The organism is Hydrocarboniphaga daqingensis (assembly GCF_900129825.1).
GTDB lineage: Bacteria > Pseudomonadota > Gammaproteobacteria > Nevskiales > Nevskiaceae > Hydrocarboniphaga > Hydrocarboniphaga daqingensis.
Genome location: NZ_FQWZ01000003.1, coordinates 186433 through 210065 on the forward strand (window position 1 = coordinate 186433; position 23633 = coordinate 210065).

Genomic DNA, 23633 nt, shown 5'->3' on the forward strand with positions numbered 1-23633 from the left:
GATGGCGGCTGATGCCGCTACGCGATGGCGTCCGCCGTACCCGAGCGCACCGGCAGCGTGAAGCTCAGCGTGGTGCCGACGCCGTCCTCGTTGGGCCAGGCGCGGATCTGGCCACGGTGGCGCTCGATGATGCGCTTGCACACCGACAGCCCGATGCCGCTGCCCGGATAGCGGTCGGCCGCGTGCAGCCGCTTGAACACTTCGAAGATGCGCTCGGCATCTTCATGACGGATGCCAATGCCGTTGTCGCGCACGGCGATGCACCACTGGTCGCCCTCTCGACGGCATTCAATGCGCACATGCGGCGGTGCGTCGCTGTGAAACTTGATTGCGTTGCTGATCAGGTTCTGCAGCAACTGCAGCAGCTGGGACGGATCGCCCATCACCGACGGCAGCGGGTCATGGTCGATGCGCGCATCGAGTTCTTCGATCGACGCGTGCAGATTCGCCAGCGCCAGGCTCAGCACGGCGGTGAGGTCGCAGACTTCGAACGGCCGCGGGCTGGCGTCGATCCGCGAATAATCGAGCAAGTGCGTGATCATGCCGCGCATGCGACCGGCGGCGTCGCGGACGAAGTCCAGGTATTCGTCGGCGGTGGCGTCGATGCGGCCCTTGTAGCGGCGCGTCAGCAGGTCTGAAAACCCGCTGATCGCGCGCAGTGGCTCTTGCAGGTCGTGCGAGGCGGCATAGGCGAAGCGTTGCAGTTCGGAGTTGCTGCGCGTCAACTCGGCGATGCTGCGTTCCAGCGTTTCCCGCTGCCGCGCCAGCTCGCGTTCGACCACTTGCCGCGACAGCAGGTTGCTGACCATTTCGCCGAACACGGTCAGCAAAAATACCAGCTCCGGTGGCCAGACGCGCTCGCGGTCGATCCATTCAAAGCTGACCACACCCGGCACGCTCGGCGGCGGGCGCAGCGGCACCAGCACGATCGACTTGATGCCCGACTCCGCCCACAGCCGGCGCTCGTGATCGGCCTCGTCGGGAAGGTCGGATACGCGCGCCACGTTGACGATCTCGCCGCGCTGCAGAAACGACTGTGTCCACGCAAAGTGACCGATCGATGTGGGCTCGGTGTAGTCGCGCGGCGCAGCGACGTCGGGCGCGTGCCACTCATGCGACCCGCGCATCGTCTGTCCTGCATCCTGGTACAGCCAGACGGTGCAGCGGTCGGCCTGCATCAGGCGGCCGACTTCTTCCAGCGCGTGGGCGATGCCCTCGTCGATCTGTCGTGAATCGTAGGTGATCATTTCGGTCGACAGCCGCGAGATCAGCGCCTCGAATGCCAGCCGATCCGCTGCCAGACGTTCCGCCGCCAACCGGTCGCTGATGTCGATGATCGTACCGCCGAGCAGCGTGCGGCCGGGTAGCGACGGCAGCTTGGCGGCGCGCACCTCGCAGGCGACGCGCTCGCCGTTGCCGGTCAGCAAGGTGCAGGTCGTGATCACGCGCTCGCCGGCGAGCGAATGCTGGATCAAGGTGCGCAGAAAGTCGGCCGACGGCGTGCCGTCGGCTTGCAGCCGAGGGCCGAACACGCGTGGCGTGACGCCGATGATCTGCTCGCGCGGAATGCCGCACAGATCGACGAAGCTCTGATTGACGTCGGCCACGGTGCCGCTTTCGACGTGCAGCACCCACATCGCGTCGGGCGCGTGTTCGGCAATGGCGCGCTGCTGTTCAAAGCGCGTTTGAAGCTCGGTCATGCGCTGCTGCACGCCGTCGAGCGAGCGGGCGATCACCGTCACCGAGTCGTCAGTCCGTGCCAGCTCGGCGGCTTGCGCTCGTGTTGGTGCCGCCAGTGATCGTGCCGTTTGCGACAAGTCGGATAAGCGACGATCGAGTGCATCGAGAAACCAGGCTGCTGCGGTGCCGATCAGAAACAGCGGGAGCGACAGCGCGGCCAGCGTGGCGGCATTGCCTTCGACCCAGCCGAGAATCACGGCCGACACCAGCGCGCTGGCGGCGATCACGGCGGCGGCAAAGTAGTACTTCAGCTTCACGTCGGGTTACCGGGCGTCGGCAGGGCAGGTGATGAAGTTCGGTTCTGAGCGGCGGTGCGTCTGGCGGCGCCTTGCGCCGATAGGCAGCCGGACTTTAAAGCTTGTCGACCACCAGCGGTGGCACCGGCTACCCAGTTCTGCTGCTAGGCTCGTGACGTGCGCCCCTGCGTTCACCCCAACCGGTGACCGGCTTCCTCGAACCTCCTGTTCAAGACCCCACATGGATATGCGTTTATTGATTGGCCAAGCCAGCTCCCTGCAAGTGCTGGACCCGCGTTACGCCAACCGCCACGGCTTGATCGCCGGGGCGACCGGGACCGGAAAAACGCTCACGCTTCAGGTGCTTGCAGAAGGTTTTTCGCAGATCGGCGTGCCTGTTCTGGCGGTCGACATCAAGGGCGACCTGTCGGGGATCGGTCGCCCCGGCGTTCCCAGCGACAAGATCATGGCGCGTGCCCAGCGCGCCGGCGCGGCCGACTGGGCGCCGCAGGCCTGTCCCACGGTGTTCTGGGACGTGTACGGGGAGCGTGGCCACCCGCTGCGCGCCACCGTGAGCGACCTGGGTCCCTTGCTGCTGGCGCAGCTGCTGGAGCTGTCCGACGTACAGGCGTCGGTGCTGACGCTGGCGTTCCGCTACGCCGACGATCATGGGCTGCTGCTGCTCGACTTGAAGGACCTGCGCGCGCTGCTGCAACACATCGCCACTGACGCCAAGGCGCTGGGTGCCGAATATGGCCTCGTCAGCAGCGCGTCGGTCGCGGCGATCCAGCGCGCGTTGCTGGGCCTGGATGGCGACCGCTCCGGTCAGTTCTTCGGCGAGCCGGCGCTCGACTTGCACGACCTGCTGCGCGTCGACCCGCAGGGGCGCGGCTGGGTCCACCTGCTGGACGCCGACCGGCTATTTCTGCAGCCAAAGCTGTACGCGGCCGTGATGCTGTGGCTGCTCAGCGAGTTGTATGAGCAACTGCCCGAAGCCGGCGATGCCGACAAGCCGCGACTGGTGCTGTTCGTCGACGAAGCGCATTTGTTGTTCAAGGACGCAAGCCCTGCGCTGGTCGGCAAGGTCGAGCAGGTGATCCGCCTGATTCGCTCCAAGGGCGTTGGCATCTACTTCGTCACGCAGAACCCGCTGGACCTGCCCGAGACCGTGCTCGGCCAGCTCGGCAACCGGGTCCAGCACGCGCTGCGCGCGTTCACGCCGCGTGATCAAAAGGCCGTACGGGCCGCCGCCGAGACCTTCCGCGCCAACCCGACACTGGACGTGGCGACCGTCATCACCGAGCTGGGCGTCGGCGAAGCCCTGGTGTCGACGCTCGGCGAAGGCGGCGTGCCCAGCCGCGTCGAGCGCACGCTGATCCGCCCGCCACGGTCGGCGATCGGTGCGATCGACGACGCGACACGTGCGGCGCTGCTCGCTGCCAGTCCGCTGCTCGGCCGCTACGACGAGGCGATCGACCGCGAATCAGCCTACGAGATGCTGGCGCAGCGTGGCGCCGCAGCTTCGATCCCTGACGACGAAGCCACACGCACGCCAGCGGGCGGCAACGACTGGAAGCGTGACGTGGAACAGGCCTGGGGCAAGCCGGCGCAAGCCGGCCGTCGCGGTGGTGGTGGTGGTGGTGGTGGTGGTGGCGGTGGCGGTGGCGGCGCCGGTCGCGGCGGCGCTGGCGCTGGCGCGGGTCGTGGCCGTGGTCGCGACAGCGTCGCCGACACCGTGGTCAAAAGTGCGGTGCGTAGCTTGTCCAGCGGGCTGGGCCGTGAGATCAGCCGGCAGTTGATTCGCGGCCTGCTGGGAAGCTTGCGCCGCTGAGGCGCCGACGGCGGACACCACGCGTGTCCGCCGCTGTCCGCGGACACTGCCGAAGCGCGCGGTCGATGCATCGCCGAAGGCCATAATCGCAACTAAAACAGCCACCTGAGAGCGGCCAGCGATGTTTGCACGGGCCTTGCCATTGAAGCGGCATGAACGCACCGCTCTCCGGCACCATCCGCGACACTTCCGCTCAGGACGTCCCTGTCGAGCCTCGCCGTCGGCGATGGCTGCCGATGGCGCTGGTCGTGTTGGTCAGCGCCGGATTGATCATCTGGGCGATCAGTGCCGTGCTGGGTGGTGCACAGCGCTCGGTGGCAGCGGAGCGGCTGCGCATCGCCACGGTGACGCGCGCGCCGTTCGTGTCGGATCTGTCGGCGCAGGGCCGCGTGGTCGCAGCCGTCAGCCCGACGCTGTACGCGCCGGCGCTGGGCACGGTCACGCTCAAGGTGGCAGCCGGCCAGCGCGTTGAACAGGGCCAGTTGCTGGCGGTCCTCGACAGCCCCGAAGTGACCAACGAGTACGCCCGCGAAGCTTCCAACCTGCAAAGCTTGCGCGCCGCGCTGGCGCAACAGGGCATCGACGTCGACACCACGCGGCTGCAGAACCGGCAAACGCTGGAACTGGCCAAGGTCAGCGTCGAAGGCGCCGAACGCGAACTCAAGCGAGCGCAGGACGCACACCAACTCGGTGTGCTGCCGGTGATGGAAGTCGATCGGCGCGCCGATGAACTGCGTGTGGCGCAAGTGCGTTACGCCCATTCCATCGACGAAACCAAGCTGAAGAACCAGAGCCTCGATTTCCAGCTGCAATCGCGGCGTCTCGAAGTCGAGCGCCAGAAACTGCTGGTCGACAACCTGCACCGTCGCGTCGCCGATCTGAGCGTGGTCGCCCCGGTGGCCGGCGTGATCGGCACGTTGAACGTGGCGCAGCGCGCGGCCGTGGCCGCCAACGCACCGTTGATGACCGTGGTCGATCTGTCGCGACTCGAAGTCGATATCCAGGTACCCGAAACCTACGCCGACAGTCTCGGCATCGGCATGCCGGCCGAAGTGCGGGTCGGCAGCAAGACCGTGCGCGGGCACCTGACCGCGATATCGCCCGAGGTCAACAACAACATCGTCACCGGCCGCGTCGCTTTCGACGAGGCGGTGCCACCGGAGCTGCGGCAGAACCAGCGCGTGTCGGTGCGCATCGTGCTCGACCAGCGCGATGCGGTACTGCAGCTGCCGCGCGGCAGCTTCGTCGACAGTGGTGGCGGTCTGAGCGCGTACCGCGTTCGCGACGACATGGCCACGCGCGTTCCGATCACGATCGGCGCCGTGTCGATCGATCGCGTCGAGATCACGCAGGGCTTGCAGGAAGGCGACGCGGTCGTCGTCTCCGGCGATGAGGCCTTTGAGCGTGCAGCGAGTGCGGTGATCAGATGATGTCGTGAACCCTTCTCCTAACAGGAGAGGGGCTTGGGTGAGGGCCTCGACGGTTCGAACCCGCATGGGACTGGAAGGCCCTCATCTGGCCCTTCGGGTCGGCTTCTCTCAGAGAGAGAGAAGCCATTCTTATCGGAGCAACACGATGCTGAAGATGGAAGGTGTACAGAAGATCTACCGGACCGATCTGGTGCAGACCCATGCGCTGCGCTCGTTGAGCCTGGAGGTCGAGGAAGGTGAGTTTGTCGCGGTGACCGGTCCCAGTGGATCGGGCAAGACCACGTTCCTGAACATTGCCGGCCTGCTCGAAACCTTCGATGGCGGTCGCTACACGCTCGACGGCAAGGATGTGTCGCGCTTGTCTGATCGTGAGCGCAGCAAGATCCGCAACGTGAAGATCGGTTTCATCTTCCAGTCCTTCAATCTGATCCCCGACTTGAACGTCTACGACAACGTCGACGTGCCGCTGCGCTACCGGGGCTTGGCCAGTGGCGAGCGCGACCGGCGCATCAAAGAGGCGCTGGAGCGCGTGGGCCTGGCGTCGCGACTCAAGCATCTGCCGTCGCAGCTGTCGGGTGGTCAGCAGCAGCGCGTCGCCATCGCGCGTGCGCTTGCCGGCAGCCCGCGCATCCTGTTCGCCGACGAGCCGACTGGCAATCTCGATTCGTTGATGGCGCGCGAGGTAATGAACATGCTCGAAGAGATCAACGCACAAGGCACGACCATCGTCATGGTCACACACGATCCTGAGCTGGCGCGCCGCATGCACCGCAACATTCACATCATGGACGGCCAGGCCAGCGATTTTGAGGATCGCTCCGATGCGCCGGTTGACCGGATCGCGCCGCGCGCCGCGGCGGCCGCGCCGGCCGTCGGTTGAGCCGCGCCATGTTCGGCTATTACGTACGTCTGGGCTTGCGCCAGCTGCGGCGTTCACCGGTGCTGACGGCGCTGGTGATCGTCACGCTCGCTGTTGGCGTCGCCGCCAGCATGTCGACGCTGACCGTGTTGTACATGATGTCGTCCGACCCGATTCCGCAGAAGAGCGATCGCATCCTGACGCTGACGCTCGATAACGCCCCAGCCGACTCCGACGGGGGAGAAGAGTATCGGCCGCGTGGTCTGTCATGGATCGACGTGCGGGCCTTGCGCGAAGGTGGATTTGGACTCCGACGGAGCGGTCTGTACGGCACCGGCGGCATCGTCGAGCCGCAGAAAGAAGGGGTGAAGAACTTCGTTGGCGATGGTCTTGCCGTCGATCGCGACTTCTTTGCGATGATGGATGCGCAGTTTGCTCAAGGGGCCGCGTGGTCTGCGGACGACGACCGTAACGAAGCGCGCGTCGTCGTCATCAGCGACACGATGGCTGAGAAGCTCTACGGTCGTGAGAACTCGATCGGCCGCACGCTCAAGTTCAACGGCAACGAGCTGCGTGTGGTCGGTGTGCTACATCACTGGAAGATGTTGCCGCGCTTCTATCTGCTGGAAAATGGCGGCCGTGGCGGCGGGCCCGGGCTGGCGGACCAGGAAGACTTGTTCATACCGCTGTCGACGGCAATCGCCACCGAGCAGGACATCAACGGCAACGTCAGCTGCCAGGCCGATGCCGAACCCGGATTCAAGGGTTTGATCGCGTCGGAGTGCACGTTCCTGCATTACTGGGTCGAGTTGCCCGAAGGTAGCGATCGACGCCAATGGCGCGAATACCTCGCGGGCTACGTCGCGCAGCAGCAGCAGCGCGGCCGCCTGAAGCGGCCCGAGCCGGTCCGCGACTACGACGTGCTCGACTGGCTGTCGTACGTCGGCGTCGTCGACGACGATACGCGCTTGCAGACGCTGCTGGCGTTCGGCTTTCTGACGGTGTGTCTGGTCAACACGGTGGGTCTGCTACTGGCCAAGTTCACCGCGCGTGCCGGTGAAATCGGCGTGCGCCGCGCGCTCGGCGCCAGCCGTGCCCAGATCTTTGCGCAGTACCTGATCGAAGCCGGCACGCTCGGCTTGGTCGGCAGCGTGCTCGGGGTCGCCCTGGCGTACCTGATGCTGCACATCATGGCCACGCAGTCGCCCGATCTGGAGGCGCTGGCACGGATGGACACGTTAATGCTGGTGACGTCCGTGCTGCTGTCGGTCGCGGCGGCCGTGATTGCCGGCTTGTTGCCGACATGGCGTGCCACGCAGGTCGTACCCGCGTTGCAGCTCAAATCCCAGTAAGGCATCTGCGAGAACCGAACCATGGAAATCCGTCCGATCCTGTCGGCCCTGATGCGCAACAAGACCGGTGCGCTGCTGATTGCAGCGCAGATCGCATTGACGTTCGCGATCACGATCAATGCCGCCTACGTGATACGCGACCGTCTCGCGATCGCGGCGCGACCCTCGGGCGTCGATGATGAACAGCGCGTGCTGGCGGTGCGCTACACGATGAACTCGCCGCAGAACATCGATGCGATGGCGCAGCGTGACCTGCGCAGCCTGCAAGCCGTTCCGGGCGTTGAAAGCGTCGCCATCACCAATCAGGTCCCACTCGGCGGTGGCGGTTGGAGCGGTAGCTTTGCTGTGCAGAATCGCCGCGAGTCGCCCAGCGTCAACGCCGGCATGGTGTTCGACGACGGACATCTGCTGCCGACGCTGGGTGTCAAGCTGGTCGAGGGTCGCTACTTTCGACCGGATGAGATTCTGGTGATTGACCCGAACACCTCCCGCGACAACCCACCCACAGCACTGGTGACGCGCGGCTTGGCCAAGACCCTGTTCCCGAACGAAGCCTCGGTGCTCGGCAAGACCGTCTACCTGGGCAACACGGCTGATTCACCGGCGCTGCAGATCATTGGTGTCGTCGACCACATCGAAACGCCGTGGGCCCAGACCAGCGAGCGGCATCTGAACAGCGTCATCTTTCCGCAGCGCTTGCTGCAGCCGTACAACTATTACGTGGTGCGCTTGCGCGCCGACGCAGCGCCCGATACGCGCCAGCAGATCCTCGATACCTTGGCGCGCAACGAGCCCGACCGCGTGACGACACGCGGCTTGGAATCGATTGCGGATCTGCGTGCCAAGCGCTATCGCGGGGAATATGCGGTGGCGGGTCTGCTGCTGGCGGTCACGGTGTTCCTGCTGATCGTCACCGCCAGCGGCATCGTCGGCATGGCCAGCTTGTGGGTCAATCTGCGGCGCAAGCAGATCGGCGTACGCCGTGCGCTGGGCGCCACACGCGCCGACATCGTCCGCTACTTCATCACCGAGAATCTGATGATCAGCGGCACCGGCGTGGTCGCCGGCCTCGTTGCGGCGCAGTTGCTCAATGCGCTACTACTGCGCCAGATGTCGCTGCCGCCGTTGCCCTGGGGAGGCTTGGCCTTCGGTGTCGTCGCGCTGCTGCTACTCGGTGTCGGCTCGGTGCTCGGCCCGGCGATGCGGGCATCGCGGCTGTCGCCGGCGCTGGCGACGCGCAGCATCTGAAACATTCCACACTCGCATCGGCTGCGCTGTGCCCGTATCGTGACAACACAGCGCCGTCGATACCGATGTAACGCTGCAACCCTAACCGAATGCCATGGCCACGATCCTGATCGTCGATGACAACCGCGCGGTCTGCACCGCGCTCGAAGTGTTATTTGCGCTTCATGGCCTGAAGACCCGCAGCGCCGCGTCTCCGGACGAGGCGCTCAGCGTGATCGATGCCGAAGACATCGACCTGGTGATTCAGGACATGAACTTCAGGTCGGACACCACCTCGGGCGAAGACGGTATCAAGTTGTTTCGCGACATCCGCGACGTCGAACCCGAGATGCCGGTGATTCTACTGACCGGCTGGACGCACCTGGAGCACGCCGTGGACCTGATGCGCGCCGGTGCAGCCGACTACTTGGGCAAGCCCTGGGACGACGCCAAGCTGATCACCACGGTCCACAACCTGCTGCGGCTGCGCCAGGCCACACGCGAGAACCACCGGCTGCGGTCGGCACGTCGCGCCGTGCGGACCCGCGTCGCCGGCCAGTTCGACTTGTGCGGACTGGTCTACGAAAGCGATGCGATGCACGAGATCGTCACGCTGGCGACACGCGTCGCGCATGCCGATGTGCCGGTGCTGATCACCGGTCCCAATGGCGCCGGCAAGGAAAAGATTGCCGAGATCGTCCAGGCCAACAGCTCGGTCAGCGATGGGCCTTTCATTCGCGTCAACGTCGGGGCCTTGCCCGCCGAGTTGATGAGCGCCGAGTTGTTCGGCGCTGAAGCCGGCGCCTTTACGGGCGCGCAAAAGGCCCGCGTCGGTCGCTTCGAAGCCGCCGACGGCGGCACGCTGTTTCTGGACGAGATCGGCACCTTGTCGCTCGAGGGCCAGGTCAAGCTGTTGCGCGTGCTGCAGACCGGTCAGTTCGAGCGGCTTGGCAGCACCCAGACACGCAGCGTGAAGGTACGCCTGATCAGCGCGACCAATTCCGATCTGCAAGCTGCCATATCGGCCGGCACATTCCGCGAAGACTTGTACTACCGCCTGAACGTGATCGAGCTGCGCGTGCCGGCGCTGCGCGATCGGGCCGACGACATCTTGGTCACGGCCAACGCCTTCCTCGACGCCAATCACCGCTTCAGTCTGGAAGCCGAGCGCGCACTGCTGGCCTATCCCTGGCCGGGCAACGTTCGCGAGTTGCAGAACTGCGTCAAGCGCGCGTGTCTGCTGGCGGCGGGCGATGTGATCCAGCCGCGCGAGCTTGGGTTGCCGGCGGTCAGCGACCGGATGGCCGAAAGCGCGGCCACGCATGCGCTGCCAGAGCCCGATCGTGACACGGTGCAGGCGGTGCTCGCGCGCAGTGGCGGCGTCATTGCCAGCGCAGCACGCGAGCTGGGTTTATCGCGCCAGGCGCTGTATCGGCGCATGGAGAAGTTCGGCTTGCACAAGCCAGAATGAGCAGCCTGCGCGCCCGCACGCGCGATTGCCTCGCGGCGGCAAGATGACCCGCCGCATGCTGTCGCTCGAAGGGCGCACGCTGTTGCTGTGCAGCCTGCTGGCGCTGGCCGGTACGCTGCTGGGCATCCTGATGGCCGGGTATCTGCGTGAGCCGCTGTTGGCGGTGCTGCTGTCGGCATTGATCGTGCTGCCAGTGACGATGCTCGCGGTGCGACATGTGATGGCGCCAGTGACGCGGCATCTGCGCGCGCTGGTCGACGGTGTCTCATCGCTGCGCGACGGCGACTTCAGCGTCAGCCTGGCGATCACGCGCCACGACGAGTTGGGCGAGCTGGCGGATGTCTACAACAGCGTCGGTGACATCCTGCGCAGTGAGCGACAGAACCTGTATCAGCGCGAGTTGCTGCTGGACACGGTGATCCAGTCGTCTCCGCAGTCGCTGGTGCTGACCGATACCAGTGGCCACGTGTTGTACGCCAATACAGCGGCGCGCAAGCGTTTCCATCGCGGAAGACGCATGGAAGGCCTGGTGTTTCAGACCTTGCTGCAGCAATCGCCGCCAGGCCTGCGCGAGGCGGCGACTGCCGAGCGCGATGGCTTGTACACGGTCGAGGCCGACGGCGAAGAGCCAGAGATCGTGCATGTGACCCGCAATCAGTTCACGCTGAATACGCGCGAGCACCGGCTCTACCAGTTCCGTAGCCTGACGCGCGAGCTGACGCGGCAAGAGCTGCAGACCTGGAAGAAGGTGATCCGCGTGATCAGCCATGAGCTGAACAATTCGCTGGCGCCGATTTCGTCACTGGCGCACTCGGGCCGGCTTGCGGTGCAGGCGCAGCGCCACGATCTGCTCGACGACATCTTCGTCACGATCGAAGAGCGCAGCGCGCGGCTCAAGCAGTTTCTCGAAAACTATGCCCGCTTCGCCAAGCTGCCGCAGCCGCGCAAGGTTGACGTCGACTGGGCTGCGTTCCTGGCGCGTCTCGGACGCACGGTGCCGTACCGGCCGGTCGGCGAGCCGCCGACGCAGCCGTCGCGCTTCGATGCCGCGCAGATCGAACAGGTGCTGATCAACCTGTTGAAGAACGCGCACGAATCCGGCGGCCCTGCCGACGAGGTCTGTCTTGCGGTCGAGACGCAGGCCGACGGCCAAGTGCTGCTGCGCGTGCTCGATCGCGGGCCGGGCATGTCGGATTCAGTGCTGGCCAGCGCGCTGCTGCCGTTCTACTCGACCAAACCCGACGGTACCGGCCTGGGCCTGACCTTGTGCCGCGAAATCGTCGAGGCGCATGGCGGCCGCGTCGCACTGGCCAACCGCATCGACGGCGGGCTGGAAGTGCGCCTGTGGCTGCCCGGCAGCTAGCCTGATTCAGCCTGCAGACGCATCAGCGCTGGCGTACTCCGCAACTCCATCATTCACTGAACAGGGAGTTGCGCCATGAAAGGATTCGGCGTGGTGTTGATCGTGCTGGGCATCCTCGGCTTCGTTTTCGGCGGCGTGGTGTTCAAGCACGACGAGAAAGTGGCCGACATCGGTCCGATCGAAATCGAAAAGCAGGAAACCAAATCGTTCCCGGTGACGCCGGTCGCCTCGGGCGCCATCTTGCTCGCCGGCTTGGTCTTGCTGGTGGTGGGCGCGCGCAAGCGCTGAGGCATCACACGGGGTCGTTGCACGGCGACCGTTGCGATCGCCGTGGCCCGATCGACGATGCTTCGGCATCATCGATCGGGCCCGGTGTTGACGGTCGCTCCGAACAGGCAGCGATGGGCCGCCGCCGCGTTACTCGCAGAACAGGAACGGGTCCGGCTGCGGCGGATTCAGGAAGGTTTCGCTGCCGACCGCCACGAAGTCCCAATAGCCCTTGCGCAGCGTGATCAACGCCGTCTGGAAGTAGCAGGCGTCGACGCTCTTGGTGCGCGGCACTTCGCCGGGCGGCCGCGTCCGCACGCCGAGCAGGCTCAGTGCTTCGTCGACGACGCCACCCTGGTCGGTGCTGAGCACGCCCCAGCCCGCCACCGTGTACGGCGCCGCTGGCGGAATCGGTACGGCCACTTGATCGAATACCGCTTGTACCGGATCGTAGTTCTCGATCGGCGGATACCAAGCGGCGACTTCGAGCACACGGCGCAGCTGCCAGTTGCTGACCGCGATGCCGCCAGAGGAGACCATCAGCGGCGCGGTGCTCTGCGGTGGCAGCCGGATGCCGCGCAGATGGCCGGCTTTGCGACGCAGTTCGAGCAGGATCTTCGACGTCGTACCGGCCGACCGCGGCGTGGCGAAGCTGGTCCCGGCAACGAAGTCGTCGTAGCCGTCTTCGCAGGCGTCGCAGTACGGCAACACCTGCGTGAAATCGGCCAGGAAGTCCGGCAGCGAGCCGCTGATCAGCTGCTTGCCGTTGCTCGCGTCCTGCGGCTCACCGGTGTTGTAGTTGCTGTCGCCTTCCTCATAGCCGGCGATGCCGATGCTCCACCACGGCCCGCAGGTGCCGTCTTGCGGCGCCGTGGCCGGTGAGTTGTCGCAGGCGCCGAAATGCAGCTTGCCGAAGGTCTGCGTGCCAGTGAACGAGCGATTGATGTGCTCCGGAATCGGCAGGCTGCCGACCGCGCCGTAACTGGTGCTGACCAGATCGATGGCCGCGTGCGTCATCGCGTATTCCTCGGACGCATCGCTGATGCCCTCGAGGAACAGCAGCACGGCTTCGGGGTTGGCCTTGAGCACGGCTGCCGACACCCCAACGCCGTGGGTGTCGTCGGCGTTGTCCGGCAGCACGACGCGCGTGCCGGCGATGAACGACTTGGCGAGCACATTGGTGCCGACGAACCACATCACGTCGCAGCTGGCCGCGCGCGCCCACAAGCCGCTGCTGCTGTCAGCGGCGAAGTCGGCTTCGAAGTTGCCGGTGCGCGTCAGTTTCAGTTCGCATTCGGGCTTGACCGCGAATTCGGCCAGCACGTCGCGCGTCACGGAGGACGGCGCCGAACCGGCCGGATAGATCGGGCTGCCCGCGTTGTAGAACGCGTGATACGGGTTGATGCCCGAGTCGATCACCGCGACGACGACACGCGGCTGCGCATCGTCGCCGGCGACCGGTGCGTCGCCGCCCGTCGGCGTTTCGCAGGCGTCACCGATGCCGTCGGCATCGGCGTCAGCTTGGTCGAAGTTCGCCACGGCCGGGCAGTTGTCGACCGCGTCGTCGCGACCGTCGCCGTCGGTGTCGGTCACCGGCGGCGGCGGATTGACCGCGTCGCAGCCGTCGGCCGGGCAAACCGTCGTGATCGCCACTGAGTACGGCGTGCCGCCGACGCCGACCAGTTCCTGCACCAGCACCGTGTACGTGCCGGCCTTGGGCTCGGCGACCGTGACCAGCAAGGCGCCGTCGACGCCGGGCGTGGTGTCGCTGCCGACCGTGGCGCCGTCCGGGCCGAGCACGTCGATGTTGAACAAGGCACTGGGCGTGCTCGGCGTCAGCGCCACTTCGAGCGCATCGACGCCCGGCTTCGCCGCCAGCTCGTAGGTGTAGCGATGGAAGCCGAACTCCGGGTCCGAGCCGCAGCCGAGGCAGAACACCGGCGTGGTCAGGGTGCCGCCGTTATTGGCGAAGCTCGCCACGGGCGTGCGACCGGCCCCCGGGATCACCGGACCGGGAACGTCGGTCACCGGCACGTCGCGGTCCAGCACGCGGGCGATGGCTTCGAGTGCATCGACGTAGCCGGCGCCCACTTCGTGCGGCTGATACGCGCTGCCATCGGGCCGCGTCATCGGATCGGCGGTGGTCGTCAGCACCTCGTGAATCTGCTCGAAGCTCAGGTCGGGTCGTGCTTCCAGCAGCAGCGCGACAACGCCGGCAACATGCGGCGCGGCCATCGACGTGCCCGATATCGTCGCGTACGCCGGATAGTCGAGCCGCGGCGTCGGCGTGGAGTTGATGCCGTTGACCGCACGCGACGCGGTGATGTTGACGCCGGGCGCCGTGATGTCGGGGCCGACCGCATCGCCATTGGCGGTGCCGCGCGACGAGAAGTCCGCCAGCTGCAACGCACGGTCACCGGCAGCAACGCCGATCGCGCAGGGGTTCTGCGCTTCGTCGCTGATCGTGTCGTCGTTCGGACCGAGGTTGCCGGCTGCGAACACCGGCACGATGCCGGCGTCGTGCAGCGCCTTGACCGCCTGCGAATCCGGCGACGACGGGTCGAAGCGGAAGCCGCTGCCGGTGCCCGGGCCGTAGGAGTGGTTGGTCACGCGGATGTTGTACGTCTGCTGCATCTGCAGCACGTAGTCCATCGCTTCGATCGTGAACAGATACGGCGCGCCGACTTCGACGGCGACACCGACCAGCGTGGCGCCGGGCGCGACACCCACGAAGCGGCCTTCGGACATCGTGCCGTCGCCGGCGATCGTGCCGGCCAAGTGCGTGCCGTGGCCGTTGACCACTTCGGTATTGGCCAGCGGTACGGCGATGTTGCCGACCATGCGCACGTTGTGCTGCACGGCCTTCAGGTCACCCTGGAAGGTGTCGATGCCGGTGTCGATGATGGCCACACCGATGCCTTGACCGGTCAGCGGCAGCGAGGGGCTGGCAAAGGCCTGACGCGCCGCGTTGACGCCGATCAGCGGCACCGAGCTGTCCAGCGACGGCACGCGTGCGTGGTCGCCCCAGATCGAAATCAGCGGCAGGCCCTGCATTGCGCGGCGCAGCTTGCTGACGAGGCTGCCGGTCACCAGCGCGACCGGCACACGAACCATGTTCAAGCGCTTCAGCGCATAAGTGCGCGCCGCTTCGTCGGCGCTGAGCAAGCCGCCCTGCAGCAGGCGCTTCAAGCCTTCGTCGCGACCGCGGCTGTCAGCGAACGTGAAGATCAGGCTGCCCGGTAGGCCGTAGCGCAGGCCTGGATCAATGCGCGCCACATCGGCGCCGACGGCGACGCTCTCGAATGCCGCTGCGCAAGCCGTTTCGGCCGGCGGCTCGTCGCCACCACCTCCACCTCCACCTCCACCGCCACCGCCTGCCGTCGCGCCGGTGGTCTGGCCACTGCCGTCGTAGGCGGTCTGGATGTTGGTAAATGAGCGCACGACCGCGGTGTAGGTGCCGGCCACCGGATTGGCGACGACCACTTGCTCGAACGCACCGGCGGCGAGGTTGGTCTGCTCGGAAGTGCCAGCGACGCTGCCGTCGGGCGCGAGCACCTGCAAGTCGAGATCTTCGGCCGCATTAGCCCATTCGATACGCACCGTCAGCGAGGCCAACGAGCAGCTTGCCGGCACGGTGACGCTATGACGCGTTTCGGTGCCGACCGGTCCCAGGCCGCCGACCGCGGTGCCGGCCGTGCCGGAGAACGTCGCGACCATTGCGGACTGCCCAGCGGCCGGGCAGGGCAGCGGTTCCGGATCACCGCCGCCGTCGCCGGGCTCGCCGACGATGGCCGGATCATTGGTTTCGGGGTGACCGGGCACCGACGAAGCGCAATACAGGAACGGGTCCTGTGCCGGCACCGTGCCGGTCTGATCGCCACCGAGCACGTCCGGCAGCAGCGGTGCGAACTGGTCCCAGTACCGCTTGCGTTCGAGGATCAGCTCGGTCTGGAACTCGCAAAAGCCCAGCGCTTTCTCGCGCGGTGTCTTGGCCAGACCCAGATGGCTCAGCGCCGCCGCGACGACGCCCTTGTCGTTGAGTGCCGACAGATCACCCCAGCCGGTCTGCAGCCACGGCGCGACCGGATTGATCGGCAGGCCGACCAGATCGGTGACCGCCTGCGTCGGGTCGTACTCGGAGAAATCCGGCGCGTAGGCGCCTTGTTCGAGCGCGCGGCGCAGGAACCAGTTGCTGATCGTGCGACCGGCCGCGCTGGCTGCCATCACCGGCTTGCCGTCGACGGTCTTGATGCCGCCGGTGTGGCCGAGCGCGCGGCGGCTGTCGAGCAGCACGCGCGAGGCTACGCCGGCCGCGCGCGGCGTCGAAAAGCTGGTGCCGCCGACGCTCTGCATGCCCGACTGGCAGTCCATGCAGTAGGCCAGGTCCTGAGTGAAGTCGGAGATGAAGTCCGGGAAGTTGCCGGACAACAGCGAGCGGCCTTCGGACGTGCCTTCTTCGATACCGGAGACACCGATGCTCCACCACGGTCCGGCGCCGGCGCGCAGCGGCGTCAGGCCGGGGCCGTTGCCGCCCGACGAGAAGTGCAGCTTGCCGTTGAGGATCACGCCCTCGTAGGTCATGTGGAACGCACGCGTTTCCGGCAGCGGGAAGCCGGTCTGCGGAATCGACACGCCATAGCTGGTGGTGACGATGTCCACGGCCGGATGGCCGAAGCTGTATTCATGCGAGCGGTCGCTGCCCAGATCGGTGGCTTGCTCGACGAACAGCATCACCGCCTCGGGATTGGCGCGCAGCACGGCGTGGCTGGTGCCCACGCCATGGGCGCTCTTGGACACGTCGGGCTTGAGCACGATGTCGCCATCGGCAGCGAACGAGATCGCCACGATGTTGGTGCCCTTGAAGTGATACGGCACGCCGCGCTCGACCCGATCCCAGAACGCCTTGTCGGCGGCGAGGTCCGCCGCGAGGTTGCCGGTGCGGGTCAGCTGCACCACGTTTTCGGGCTTCACGCCCAGCTCGGCCAGCACTTCCTGCGTGACCGACGACGGATGCGCGTCCGGATAGAGCTCGCTGCCGCCGTAGTAGATCGCGTGATACGGGTTGATGCCCGAATCCATGTCGGCGACGACCACGCGCGGCCGTCCCGGCTCGGATTGCGGATCGCGGATCGGTCCCAGGCCGGTGTCGCCGCCACCGCCGCCGCTGCCCGCATCGCCGACGATGCCGGTGATGCGGCCGTTGAATGCTGTGGCCACGCTGATGTAGCCGGTGACGGTCATCGAGAACGTGCCGGGCCCGACGCGGGCCGCACTGACGCGCTCGACCGCTTCGCCCGACAGCTGGAAGTCAGCCGACGTGGCCCGGCCGCCGCCCGGGAAACTGACCGCAAGATCGAGGTCTTCCAGCGGCGTCGCCCACTGGATGTCGACGGTCACGTCGCGCACTTCACAGCCGGCCGGGAGTTCGTAGGTTTCGACCGCCGGGCCGCCGCTCAGCGTGGTGCCGAGCAGCGCCGTTTCAGCGGTGCCGGTCCATTCGTGCAGCGTCTGTGCGCCGGCGGGCAGCGGGCAGCGGGCGGCCACCGGCGGCCCTTGGCAGGCGTCGCCGACGCCATTGGCATCGGTGTCGAGCTGGTCGGCGTTGGCCGTGGTCGGGCAGTTGTCGCGATCGTTGGCGACGCCGTCACCGTCGGTGTCGGGCGCCGGGGCGGGCGCATCGCAGGCATCGCCGATGCCGTCGGCGTCGCTGTCGAGCTGGCTGGCGTTGGCATCGGCGGGGCAGTTGTCGCTGGCGTCGGCAATGCCGTCGCCGTCACGATCTGGCGCTGTTGCATCGCAGGCGTCACCGGCACCGTCGCCGTCGGTGTCGCGCTGGTCGGCATTGGCCGTGCTGGGGCAGTTGTCGCTGCCATCGGCGACGCCATCGCTGTCGGCGTCGGCCGGCGGATTGCGCACGTCGCAGGCATCGCCGATGCCGTTGCCGTCGCTGTCGAGCTGGTCGGCATTGGCGGTGCGCGGGCAGTTGTCGTTAGCGTCGGCGATACCGTCGCCGTCGCTGTCGGCCGGCGGCGGTGGCGGAACGACGGTGGCGTCGTCGCACGCATCGCCTAGGCCATCGTTGTCGGTGTCGCGCTGGTCGGCATTGGCCGTGGTCGGGCAGTTGTCGATGGTGTCGGCCACGCCGTCGCCATCGTTGTCGGCCGGTGCATCCGGTGGGGTGATCGCGTCACACGCATCGCCCGAGCCATCGCCATCGGCATCGGCCTGGCTGGCATTGGCTGCCGCCGGGCAGTTGTCGACGGCATCGGCGATGCTGTCGCCGTCGGTGTCGACGATGGTCGGCACCGGGCCGCCGGCATCGGGTTCGTCCGGCTCGCTACCGCCGCCGCCGCAGGCAGCCAGAGACGTCAGCAGCACCAGCAGCGCGCTGTACTTGATCAACGGAATCGACATCGGTGCGTCACCAAAATTGAGTGACGGACGCGCAAGCGCGTGGCGACGGCAAGCCGAAGGCCCGCCCGCGTACTGGCCTGCGCTTCCGTTCGTTACAGAGGAATGGGCTCGCCCCCACCAGGCGCCCGCGTGCACCGTAGCCATATCCAAGCACCGGCGCACTAGGGAAAAAGCCCTAGTTTGGTCGGGCGAAAATGCCCGCTGGTCGGATACGCGGTCGACAACGGTCGTCGCGATGGCGCCGCTGTCGGCCCGACGGGCCGGCCGGCCGATATACTCCGGGCCTTCATTCAAGGCTGGAGTCGCCGCCGTTGGCCTCCCTCAATCTTCAGGGCCGACCGGCCGACCGACTCGATCGCGGCATCGACCGCCTTGGCCTGCAACTGCCCGCCGACGCCCCCGAGCGGCTTCGTGCCTACCTGCACGAGCTGCAGAAATGGAACACCGCCTACAACCTGACGGCAATCCGCGATCCGCAGCAGATGATCACGCGACATCTGCTCGATTCGCTGTCGCTGTTGCCATTGATCGGCGATGGCCCCGTGCTCGATGTGGGCAGTGGCGCCGGTCTGCCGGGCTTGGTGTTGGCGATCGCCCGTCCTGACGTGGCCGTGACGGTGCTCGATTCCAACGGCAAAAAGACCCGGTTCATGCGCCACGCGGTTCGTGCGTTGGCGATGGCCAATGTGCAGGTCGTCGAAGCGCGTTGCGAGGCCTATCGGCCTGCCGAGCCGTTCCTGCAAATCCTGAGTCGCGCGTTCGCCAGCCTGGCGGATTTCGTCGACGGCACGCGGTCGCTGCTGGCGCCGGGTGGTCAATGGGTCGCCATGAAGGGCAAACTAGAGGACGCCGAAGTCTCGGCGTTGCCGCCTGACTGCCGGGTCGAGTCGATCCACCGCTTGCAGGTGCCGGAACTGAACGAGGACCGGCACGCGGTCATCCTGTCGCTACGTGAAGCTCCATGACGCACGTCATCGCCGTTGCCAACCAGAAGGGCGGGGTCGGCAAGACCACCACCTCGATCAATCTCGCTGCCTCACTGGCGGCCACCAAGCGCCGTGTGCTGCTGGTGGACCTCGACGCGCAGGGCAACGCGACGATGGGCGTCGGTGTGGACAAGTCGTCGTTGCAGTTGAGCGCCCGCGACGTGCTGCTGGAAAAAACCCCGGCAGCGAATGCGATCCACTTTTTGCCGTCGTTGAATCTGTGGCTGTTGCCGGCCAACTCGGACATGACCGAGGCCGAGATCAAGCTGCGCGACCAGCCCGCCGGCGACTTCGCGCTGAAGACGGCGCTGGCCGAAGTCGCGCATCAATACGACTACATCATTCTGGACTGCCCGCCGGCGCTGTCGAAGCTGACCGTCAACTCGCTGGTCTGCGCCGACGGCGTGCTGATCCCGATGCAGTGCGAGTACTACGCGCTCGAAGGCCTGTCGGCGCTGGTCGATACCGTCGAGAAGATCAAGCGGGTGATCAACCCCCGGCTCGAAATCGAAGGCCTGCTGCGGACGATGTTCGACCCGCGCAACAACCTGGCCAACGACGTGTCCGCGCAGCTGGTCCAGCATTTTCCGGACAAGGTCTACCGCACGATCATCCCGCGCAACGTGCGCCTGGCCGAAGCGCCCAGCCACGGCCTGCCGGTGATGTTCTACGACGCTGCCAGCACCGGCGCCAAGGCCTACCTGGCGCTGGCCGGCGAAGTGCTGCGCCGTCACGACGGCGGCCAGCTTCGCCTGACAACCGACCACATGGCCTGAGCCAGAGCTGATGAGCGTAAAGAAGAGAGGTTTAGGCCGCGGCCTGGATGTGCTGCTGAGCAGCGTCAACGCGGTTGCGGCGCCGGTCGACGCCGACGAAGAGCTGCGCCAGTTGCCGCTCGACGATCTGCAGCCCGGCAAGCATCAGCCGCGTCGTGCGTTCGACACCGAGGCACTTGAGGAGCTGGCGAACTCGATCGCAAGCCAGGGCGTGGTCCAGCCGATCGTGGTCCGGCCCGCCGACAACGGCCGCTACGAGATCGTGGCCGGCGAGCGGCGTTGGCGCGCCGCCCGGCTCGCCGGACTCAAGACCGTGCCGGCCGTGGTCCGCAACCTCGACGAGCGTGGCGCGATGGCGGTGGCGCTGGTCGAAAACATCCAGCGCGCCGACCTCAACCCGCTGGAAGAAGCCGAGGCGCTGCACAAGCTGATCCTCGAATGCGGCTTGACCCACGAACAGGCGGCCACGGCGGTCGGCCGCAAGCGCGCCAGCATCACCAACCTGCTGCGCGTGATGGAACTGGAAGCCGAGGTCCAGCAGTGGCTGCGTGAAAACCGGCTGACGCTGGGCCACGCCAAGGCACTGCTCGGCCTGCCCAAGAGCGCGCAAACCGCGCTGGCCCATCGGGTGATCGACGAGCACCTGACCGTCCGTCAGACCGAAGCGCTGGTGCAGGCCGCACAGAACCGCGGCGAGCCTCGGCCGACGGCGTCCAAGGTGCCGGCAGCACCCGGCAGCGAGATCGAGCAGCGCCTGCGGCAGAGCTTCGGCCTGCCCGTGCGGCTGGTCCAAGGCGAGTCGGGACGCGGCAAACTGACCGTCAGCTTCCGCAACGACAAGGAGCTGCAGGCCCTGCTTGGCCGCATCGGCGGAGGCGCCTGAGCGACGAACGGTGGCAGGGCCATCCGGCGCTTCGATCGGGCGAATCGCCAATTGCGATATGCGCAGGCAATCAGCGCAGTTGAACTGGCCTATCGCGGCCCCCTATAATTGATGGGCTTGATACCCAGTCATCGGTAACGCGGCATGTCACTGGCAACGCGCATCGTCTGGTATCAGCTGGCTGTCGGCCTGGGGGCCGGATTGCTGTGGTGGTGGGTGTCGGGGTTTGACGCCGCCTTGGCCGCAGCAGCCGGAGGGGCTGCCAGCGCGCTCATCAGCTACTACGCGGCCTTGAAGGCCCTGGGGCGGGCGCATCGGGACCCGGGTGCGATGCTGTCGGATTTCTTTCGCGCGCAGGCCTGGAAGTACGTCATGGTGGCGGTGGTCTTCGTCGCCGCAATTAAAATATTCGGGCACCAGTTCCTGCCGTTCATCACGGCGTATCTGGCGACCCTTTCGATCTACTGGTTCTCTTTGCTTTGGAAAGAGTGATGGCGAGCGCGGAACAAACACCGGCGGAATACGTCACCCACCATTTGCAGCATCTGACCTATGCCGGCGATAAGCAGTTCATCTCGCTGACGGCCTGGCATCTGGACACGCTGTTCTTCGCCACGATTCTCGGCTTGGTGTTCCTGACCATTTTCCGCATCGCGGCGGTCAAGGCGACGTCGGGCGTGCCCGGCAAGCTGCAGAACTTCGTCGAATCGATCATCGAATTCGTCGACAACTCGGTCAAAGACGGCTTCCACGGCCCGCGCGGCTTCATTGCGCCGCTGGCCCTGACGATCTTTGTCTGGGTGTTCCTGTGGAACTGCATGGACTTGCTCCCGGTGGACTTGGTCCCGATGATCTGGGCCCAGGTCTACGGTGCCATGGGCCACGATCCACACCACGCCTACATCCGCGTCGTGCCGTCGGCCGACATGAGCGCCACATTCGCGCTGTCGCTGTCGGTGTTCATCCTGATCTTCGTCTACAGCTTCAAGGGCAAGGGCGCTGGCGGCTTCGCCAAAGAGTTCCTGACGCACCCGTTCGGCGCCAAGATGCTGCCCGCCAACGTGCTGCTGAATACCGTCGAATACCTTGCCCGCCCGCTCTCGCTGGCACTGCGACTGTTCGGCAACCTGTACGCCGGCGAACTGATCTTCATCCTGATCGCGCTGCTGCCCTGGTGGGCGCAGGTGATCCCCGGCATGGGCTGGATGATCTTCCACATTCTGGTCGTTACGTTGCAGGCCTTCATTTTCATGACGCTGACGATCGTCTACCTGAGCATGGCCTACGAGCATCATTGAGCCACGCCGTCGTCTGCAGCACGTAGTACCTGGTTTCCAGTTGTAAGCCGTACCCCGTACCAACCACCGCAATAGATATAGAGACGGAGCATCCCATGGAGTTGATCGCAGCAATCCAGGCCAACACGGCCATCACCATCGGCCTGATCTTTGGTCTGGCTGCCCTCGGCACCGCCATCGGCTTCGGCCTGCTGGGCGGCAAGTTCCTGGAAGGCGCTGCCCGCCAGCCCGAAATGGCCAACATGCTGCAGACCCGTATGTTCATCATCGCCGGCCTGCTGGACGCCATCGCGATCATCGGCGTCGCCATGGGCCTGCTGATGATGTTTGCCAACCCGCTGCTCGCCGCTCTGCAGCCCGCTGGCTAAGACGCGCTTGCGCGTCTTTGCGTAAACGTTTGACTGACTCGACCTAAAAGAGAAACGCGATGCAGGCAAGTATCCCGTCCATCGTTGGCCAGATGATCGTGTTCTTCATCTTCGTGTTGTTCACGATGAAGTACGTCTGGCCGCCGATCACCAAGGCGCTCGAAGAACGCCGCGTGCGCATCGCCGAAGGTCTGGCTGCTGCCGAGCGTGGCGCCGCTTCGTTGAAGGAAGCGTCCGCCAAGAGCGACGAGGCCCTGAAGGCTGCCCGCGTGCAGGCTCAGGAAATCCTCGCCGCTGCCAACAAGCAGGCGACGCAGATGATCGAGCAGGCCAAGGCCACTGCAACGGCGGAAGGCGAGAAGATCGTTGAGCACGCCAACGGTGAAGTCGCCCGTCAGGTTGCACATGCCAAGGAAGAACTGCGCAAGCAGGTTGCTGATCTGGCCGTGCTCGGTGCGGCGCGCATCCTCAAGCGTGAAGTCAACGCCAGCGCGCACGCCGACATCCTGCAAGACCTCGCCGGCCGGATCTAAGCAGCCATGGCCGAATTGCAGACTCTGGCGCGTCCCTACGCCAAGGCCGTCTTCCAGCTGGCGCGTGACAGCGGCAGCTTGAAGGAGTGGTCGGCACGTCTGGCGGCGATCGCCGCCGCCGTGCAGGTGCCGGAAACGGCTGCGCTGATCGGTCATCCGCGCGTGACCCGGCAGATGTTGTCCGATGCGCTGGCCCAGTCCCTGGGCGGCAGCATCGGCACCGAAGGCCAGGGTCTGGCGCGTCTGCTGGCCGAAAACGGTCGGCTGAAGCTGGCGCCGCAGATCGCCGAGCAGTTCGAAGCGCTGCGCGCCGAGGCGGAGTCGCGGGTCGACGTGGAAATCACGTCGGCCAGCGAAGTGCACGATGCCCAGCGTTCTGCGTTGGGTGCCGCCATCGGGCAGCGTCTGCATCGCCAGGTGGCGATCGAATGGAAGACGGACGAGAGCCTGATCGCGGGCGCGGTGGTTCGCGCAGGCGATCTCGTCATCGACGGTTCGGTCAGCGGTGAGCTGGCACGGATGAAGAGCGCGCTGGCCGGCTAAGGCAGCGCTGCAGCACAGACAAGCCGGGCGCGAAAGCGGCCGGGATGAAGAATCAG

General features: G+C 66.3%; 18 protein-coding genes. 16 read left to right on the forward strand and 2 right to left on the reverse strand.

Annotation, left to right across the window (positions count from 1 at the left end; translation table 11 throughout):
- Positions 1-17: 17 nt before the first annotated feature.
- Positions 18-1997, reverse strand: a complete 1980-nt coding sequence (locus BUB09_RS06835) for a PAS domain-containing sensor histidine kinase (RefSeq protein ID WP_072895974.1) — start codon at positions 1995-1997, stop codon at positions 18-20.
- A gap of 220 nt (positions 1998-2217) precedes the next feature.
- Between BUB09_RS06835 and BUB09_RS06840 the strand changes: the two genes are divergently transcribed.
- The 8 genes from BUB09_RS06840 to BUB09_RS06875 all read left to right on the forward strand — a co-directional run bounded on the left by BUB09_RS06840 (position 2218) and on the right by BUB09_RS06875 (position 11797).
- A complete protein-coding gene (locus BUB09_RS06840) occupies positions 2218-3807 on the forward strand; it encodes a helicase HerA-like domain-containing protein (protein ID WP_072895977.1) in 1590 nt (529 codons plus the stop codon).
- A 152-nt stretch (positions 3808-3959) separates the two neighbouring features.
- A complete protein-coding gene (locus BUB09_RS06845) occupies positions 3960-5237 on the forward strand; it encodes an efflux RND transporter periplasmic adaptor subunit (protein WP_072895979.1) in 1278 nt (425 codons plus the stop codon).
- A 145-nt stretch (positions 5238-5382) separates the two neighbouring features.
- On the forward strand, positions 5383-6117 hold the full coding sequence (locus BUB09_RS06850; protein ID WP_072895982.1) for an ABC transporter ATP-binding protein: 735 nt from the start codon (positions 5383-5385) through the stop codon (positions 6115-6117).
- Positions 6118-6125: 8 nt separating this feature from the next.
- Complete coding sequence (locus BUB09_RS06855; protein ID WP_072895985.1) at positions 6126-7448, forward strand: ABC transporter permease; 1323 nt, start codon at positions 6126-6128, stop codon at positions 7446-7448.
- Between the two features lie 21 nt (positions 7449-7469).
- Entirely contained in the window at positions 7470-8696 is a 1227-nt protein-coding gene (locus BUB09_RS06860; protein ID WP_072895987.1) for an ABC transporter permease, read from the forward strand.
- 94 nt (positions 8697-8790) lie between these two features.
- Complete coding sequence (locus BUB09_RS06865) at positions 8791-10146, forward strand: sigma-54-dependent transcriptional regulator (RefSeq protein ID WP_072895989.1); 1356 nt, start codon at positions 8791-8793, stop codon at positions 10144-10146.
- 43 nt (positions 10147-10189) lie between these two features.
- The gene (locus BUB09_RS06870) at positions 10190-11509 is read left to right on the forward strand and encodes a sensor histidine kinase (RefSeq protein ID WP_072895991.1); all 1320 of its coding nucleotides are present in this window, start codon (positions 10190-10192) and stop codon (positions 11507-11509) included.
- Between the two features lie 75 nt (positions 11510-11584).
- Positions 11585-11797 (forward strand): DUF3185 domain-containing protein, encoded by a 213-nt coding sequence (locus BUB09_RS06875; RefSeq protein WP_072895993.1) that lies wholly within the window; start codon positions 11585-11587, stop codon positions 11795-11797.
- Between the two features lie 129 nt (positions 11798-11926).
- Here BUB09_RS06875 and BUB09_RS17480 read toward each other — a convergent pair whose 3' ends face one another.
- Positions 11927-18190: a S8 family serine peptidase gene (locus BUB09_RS17480; protein ID WP_072895996.1), complete on the reverse strand. Its 6264-nt coding sequence runs from the start codon at positions 18188-18190 to the stop codon at positions 11927-11929.
- A 311-nt stretch (positions 18191-18501) separates the two neighbouring features.
- On the opposite strand from BUB09_RS17480, the gene rsmG reads away from it, so the two are divergent.
- From rsmG to BUB09_RS06920, 8 genes are all read left to right on the forward strand, one after another.
- Positions 18502-19155 (forward strand): 16S rRNA (guanine(527)-N(7))-methyltransferase RsmG, encoded by a 654-nt coding sequence (rsmG, locus tag BUB09_RS06885; RefSeq protein WP_072895998.1) that lies wholly within the window; start codon positions 18502-18504, stop codon positions 19153-19155.
- Complete coding sequence (locus BUB09_RS06890) at positions 19152-19952, forward strand: ParA family protein (protein WP_072896001.1); 801 nt, start codon at positions 19152-19154, stop codon at positions 19950-19952. The genes rsmG and BUB09_RS06890 overlap by 4 nt, the downstream gene beginning before the upstream one ends.
- Before the next feature lie 10 nt (positions 19953-19962).
- Positions 19963-20835, forward strand: a complete 873-nt coding sequence (locus BUB09_RS06895) for a ParB/RepB/Spo0J family partition protein (protein ID WP_072896003.1) — start codon at positions 19963-19965, stop codon at positions 20833-20835.
- A 144-nt stretch (positions 20836-20979) separates the two neighbouring features.
- Positions 20980-21327 carry an ATP synthase subunit I gene (locus BUB09_RS06900; protein ID WP_072896006.1) on the forward strand — a complete coding sequence of 116 codons (348 nt, stop codon included), beginning with the start codon at positions 20980-20982 and terminating at the stop codon, positions 21325-21327.
- Entirely contained in the window at positions 21327-22133 is an 807-nt protein-coding gene (gene atpB, locus BUB09_RS06905; protein WP_072896009.1) for a F0F1 ATP synthase subunit A, read from the forward strand. The genes BUB09_RS06900 and atpB overlap by 1 nt, the downstream gene beginning before the upstream one ends.
- Positions 22134-22228: 95 nt before the next feature.
- On the forward strand, positions 22229-22501 hold the full coding sequence (atpE, locus tag BUB09_RS06910; protein ID WP_072896011.1) for a F0F1 ATP synthase subunit C: 273 nt from the start codon (positions 22229-22231) through the stop codon (positions 22499-22501).
- A 59-nt stretch (positions 22502-22560) separates the two neighbouring features.
- Complete coding sequence (locus BUB09_RS06915; RefSeq protein WP_072896013.1) at positions 22561-23034, forward strand: F0F1 ATP synthase subunit B; 474 nt, start codon at positions 22561-22563, stop codon at positions 23032-23034.
- 6 nt (positions 23035-23040) lie between these two features.
- Positions 23041-23577, forward strand: a complete 537-nt coding sequence (locus BUB09_RS06920) for a F0F1 ATP synthase subunit delta (RefSeq protein WP_072896016.1) — start codon at positions 23041-23043, stop codon at positions 23575-23577.
- The last annotated feature ends 56 nt before the right edge of the window (positions 23578-23633 follow it).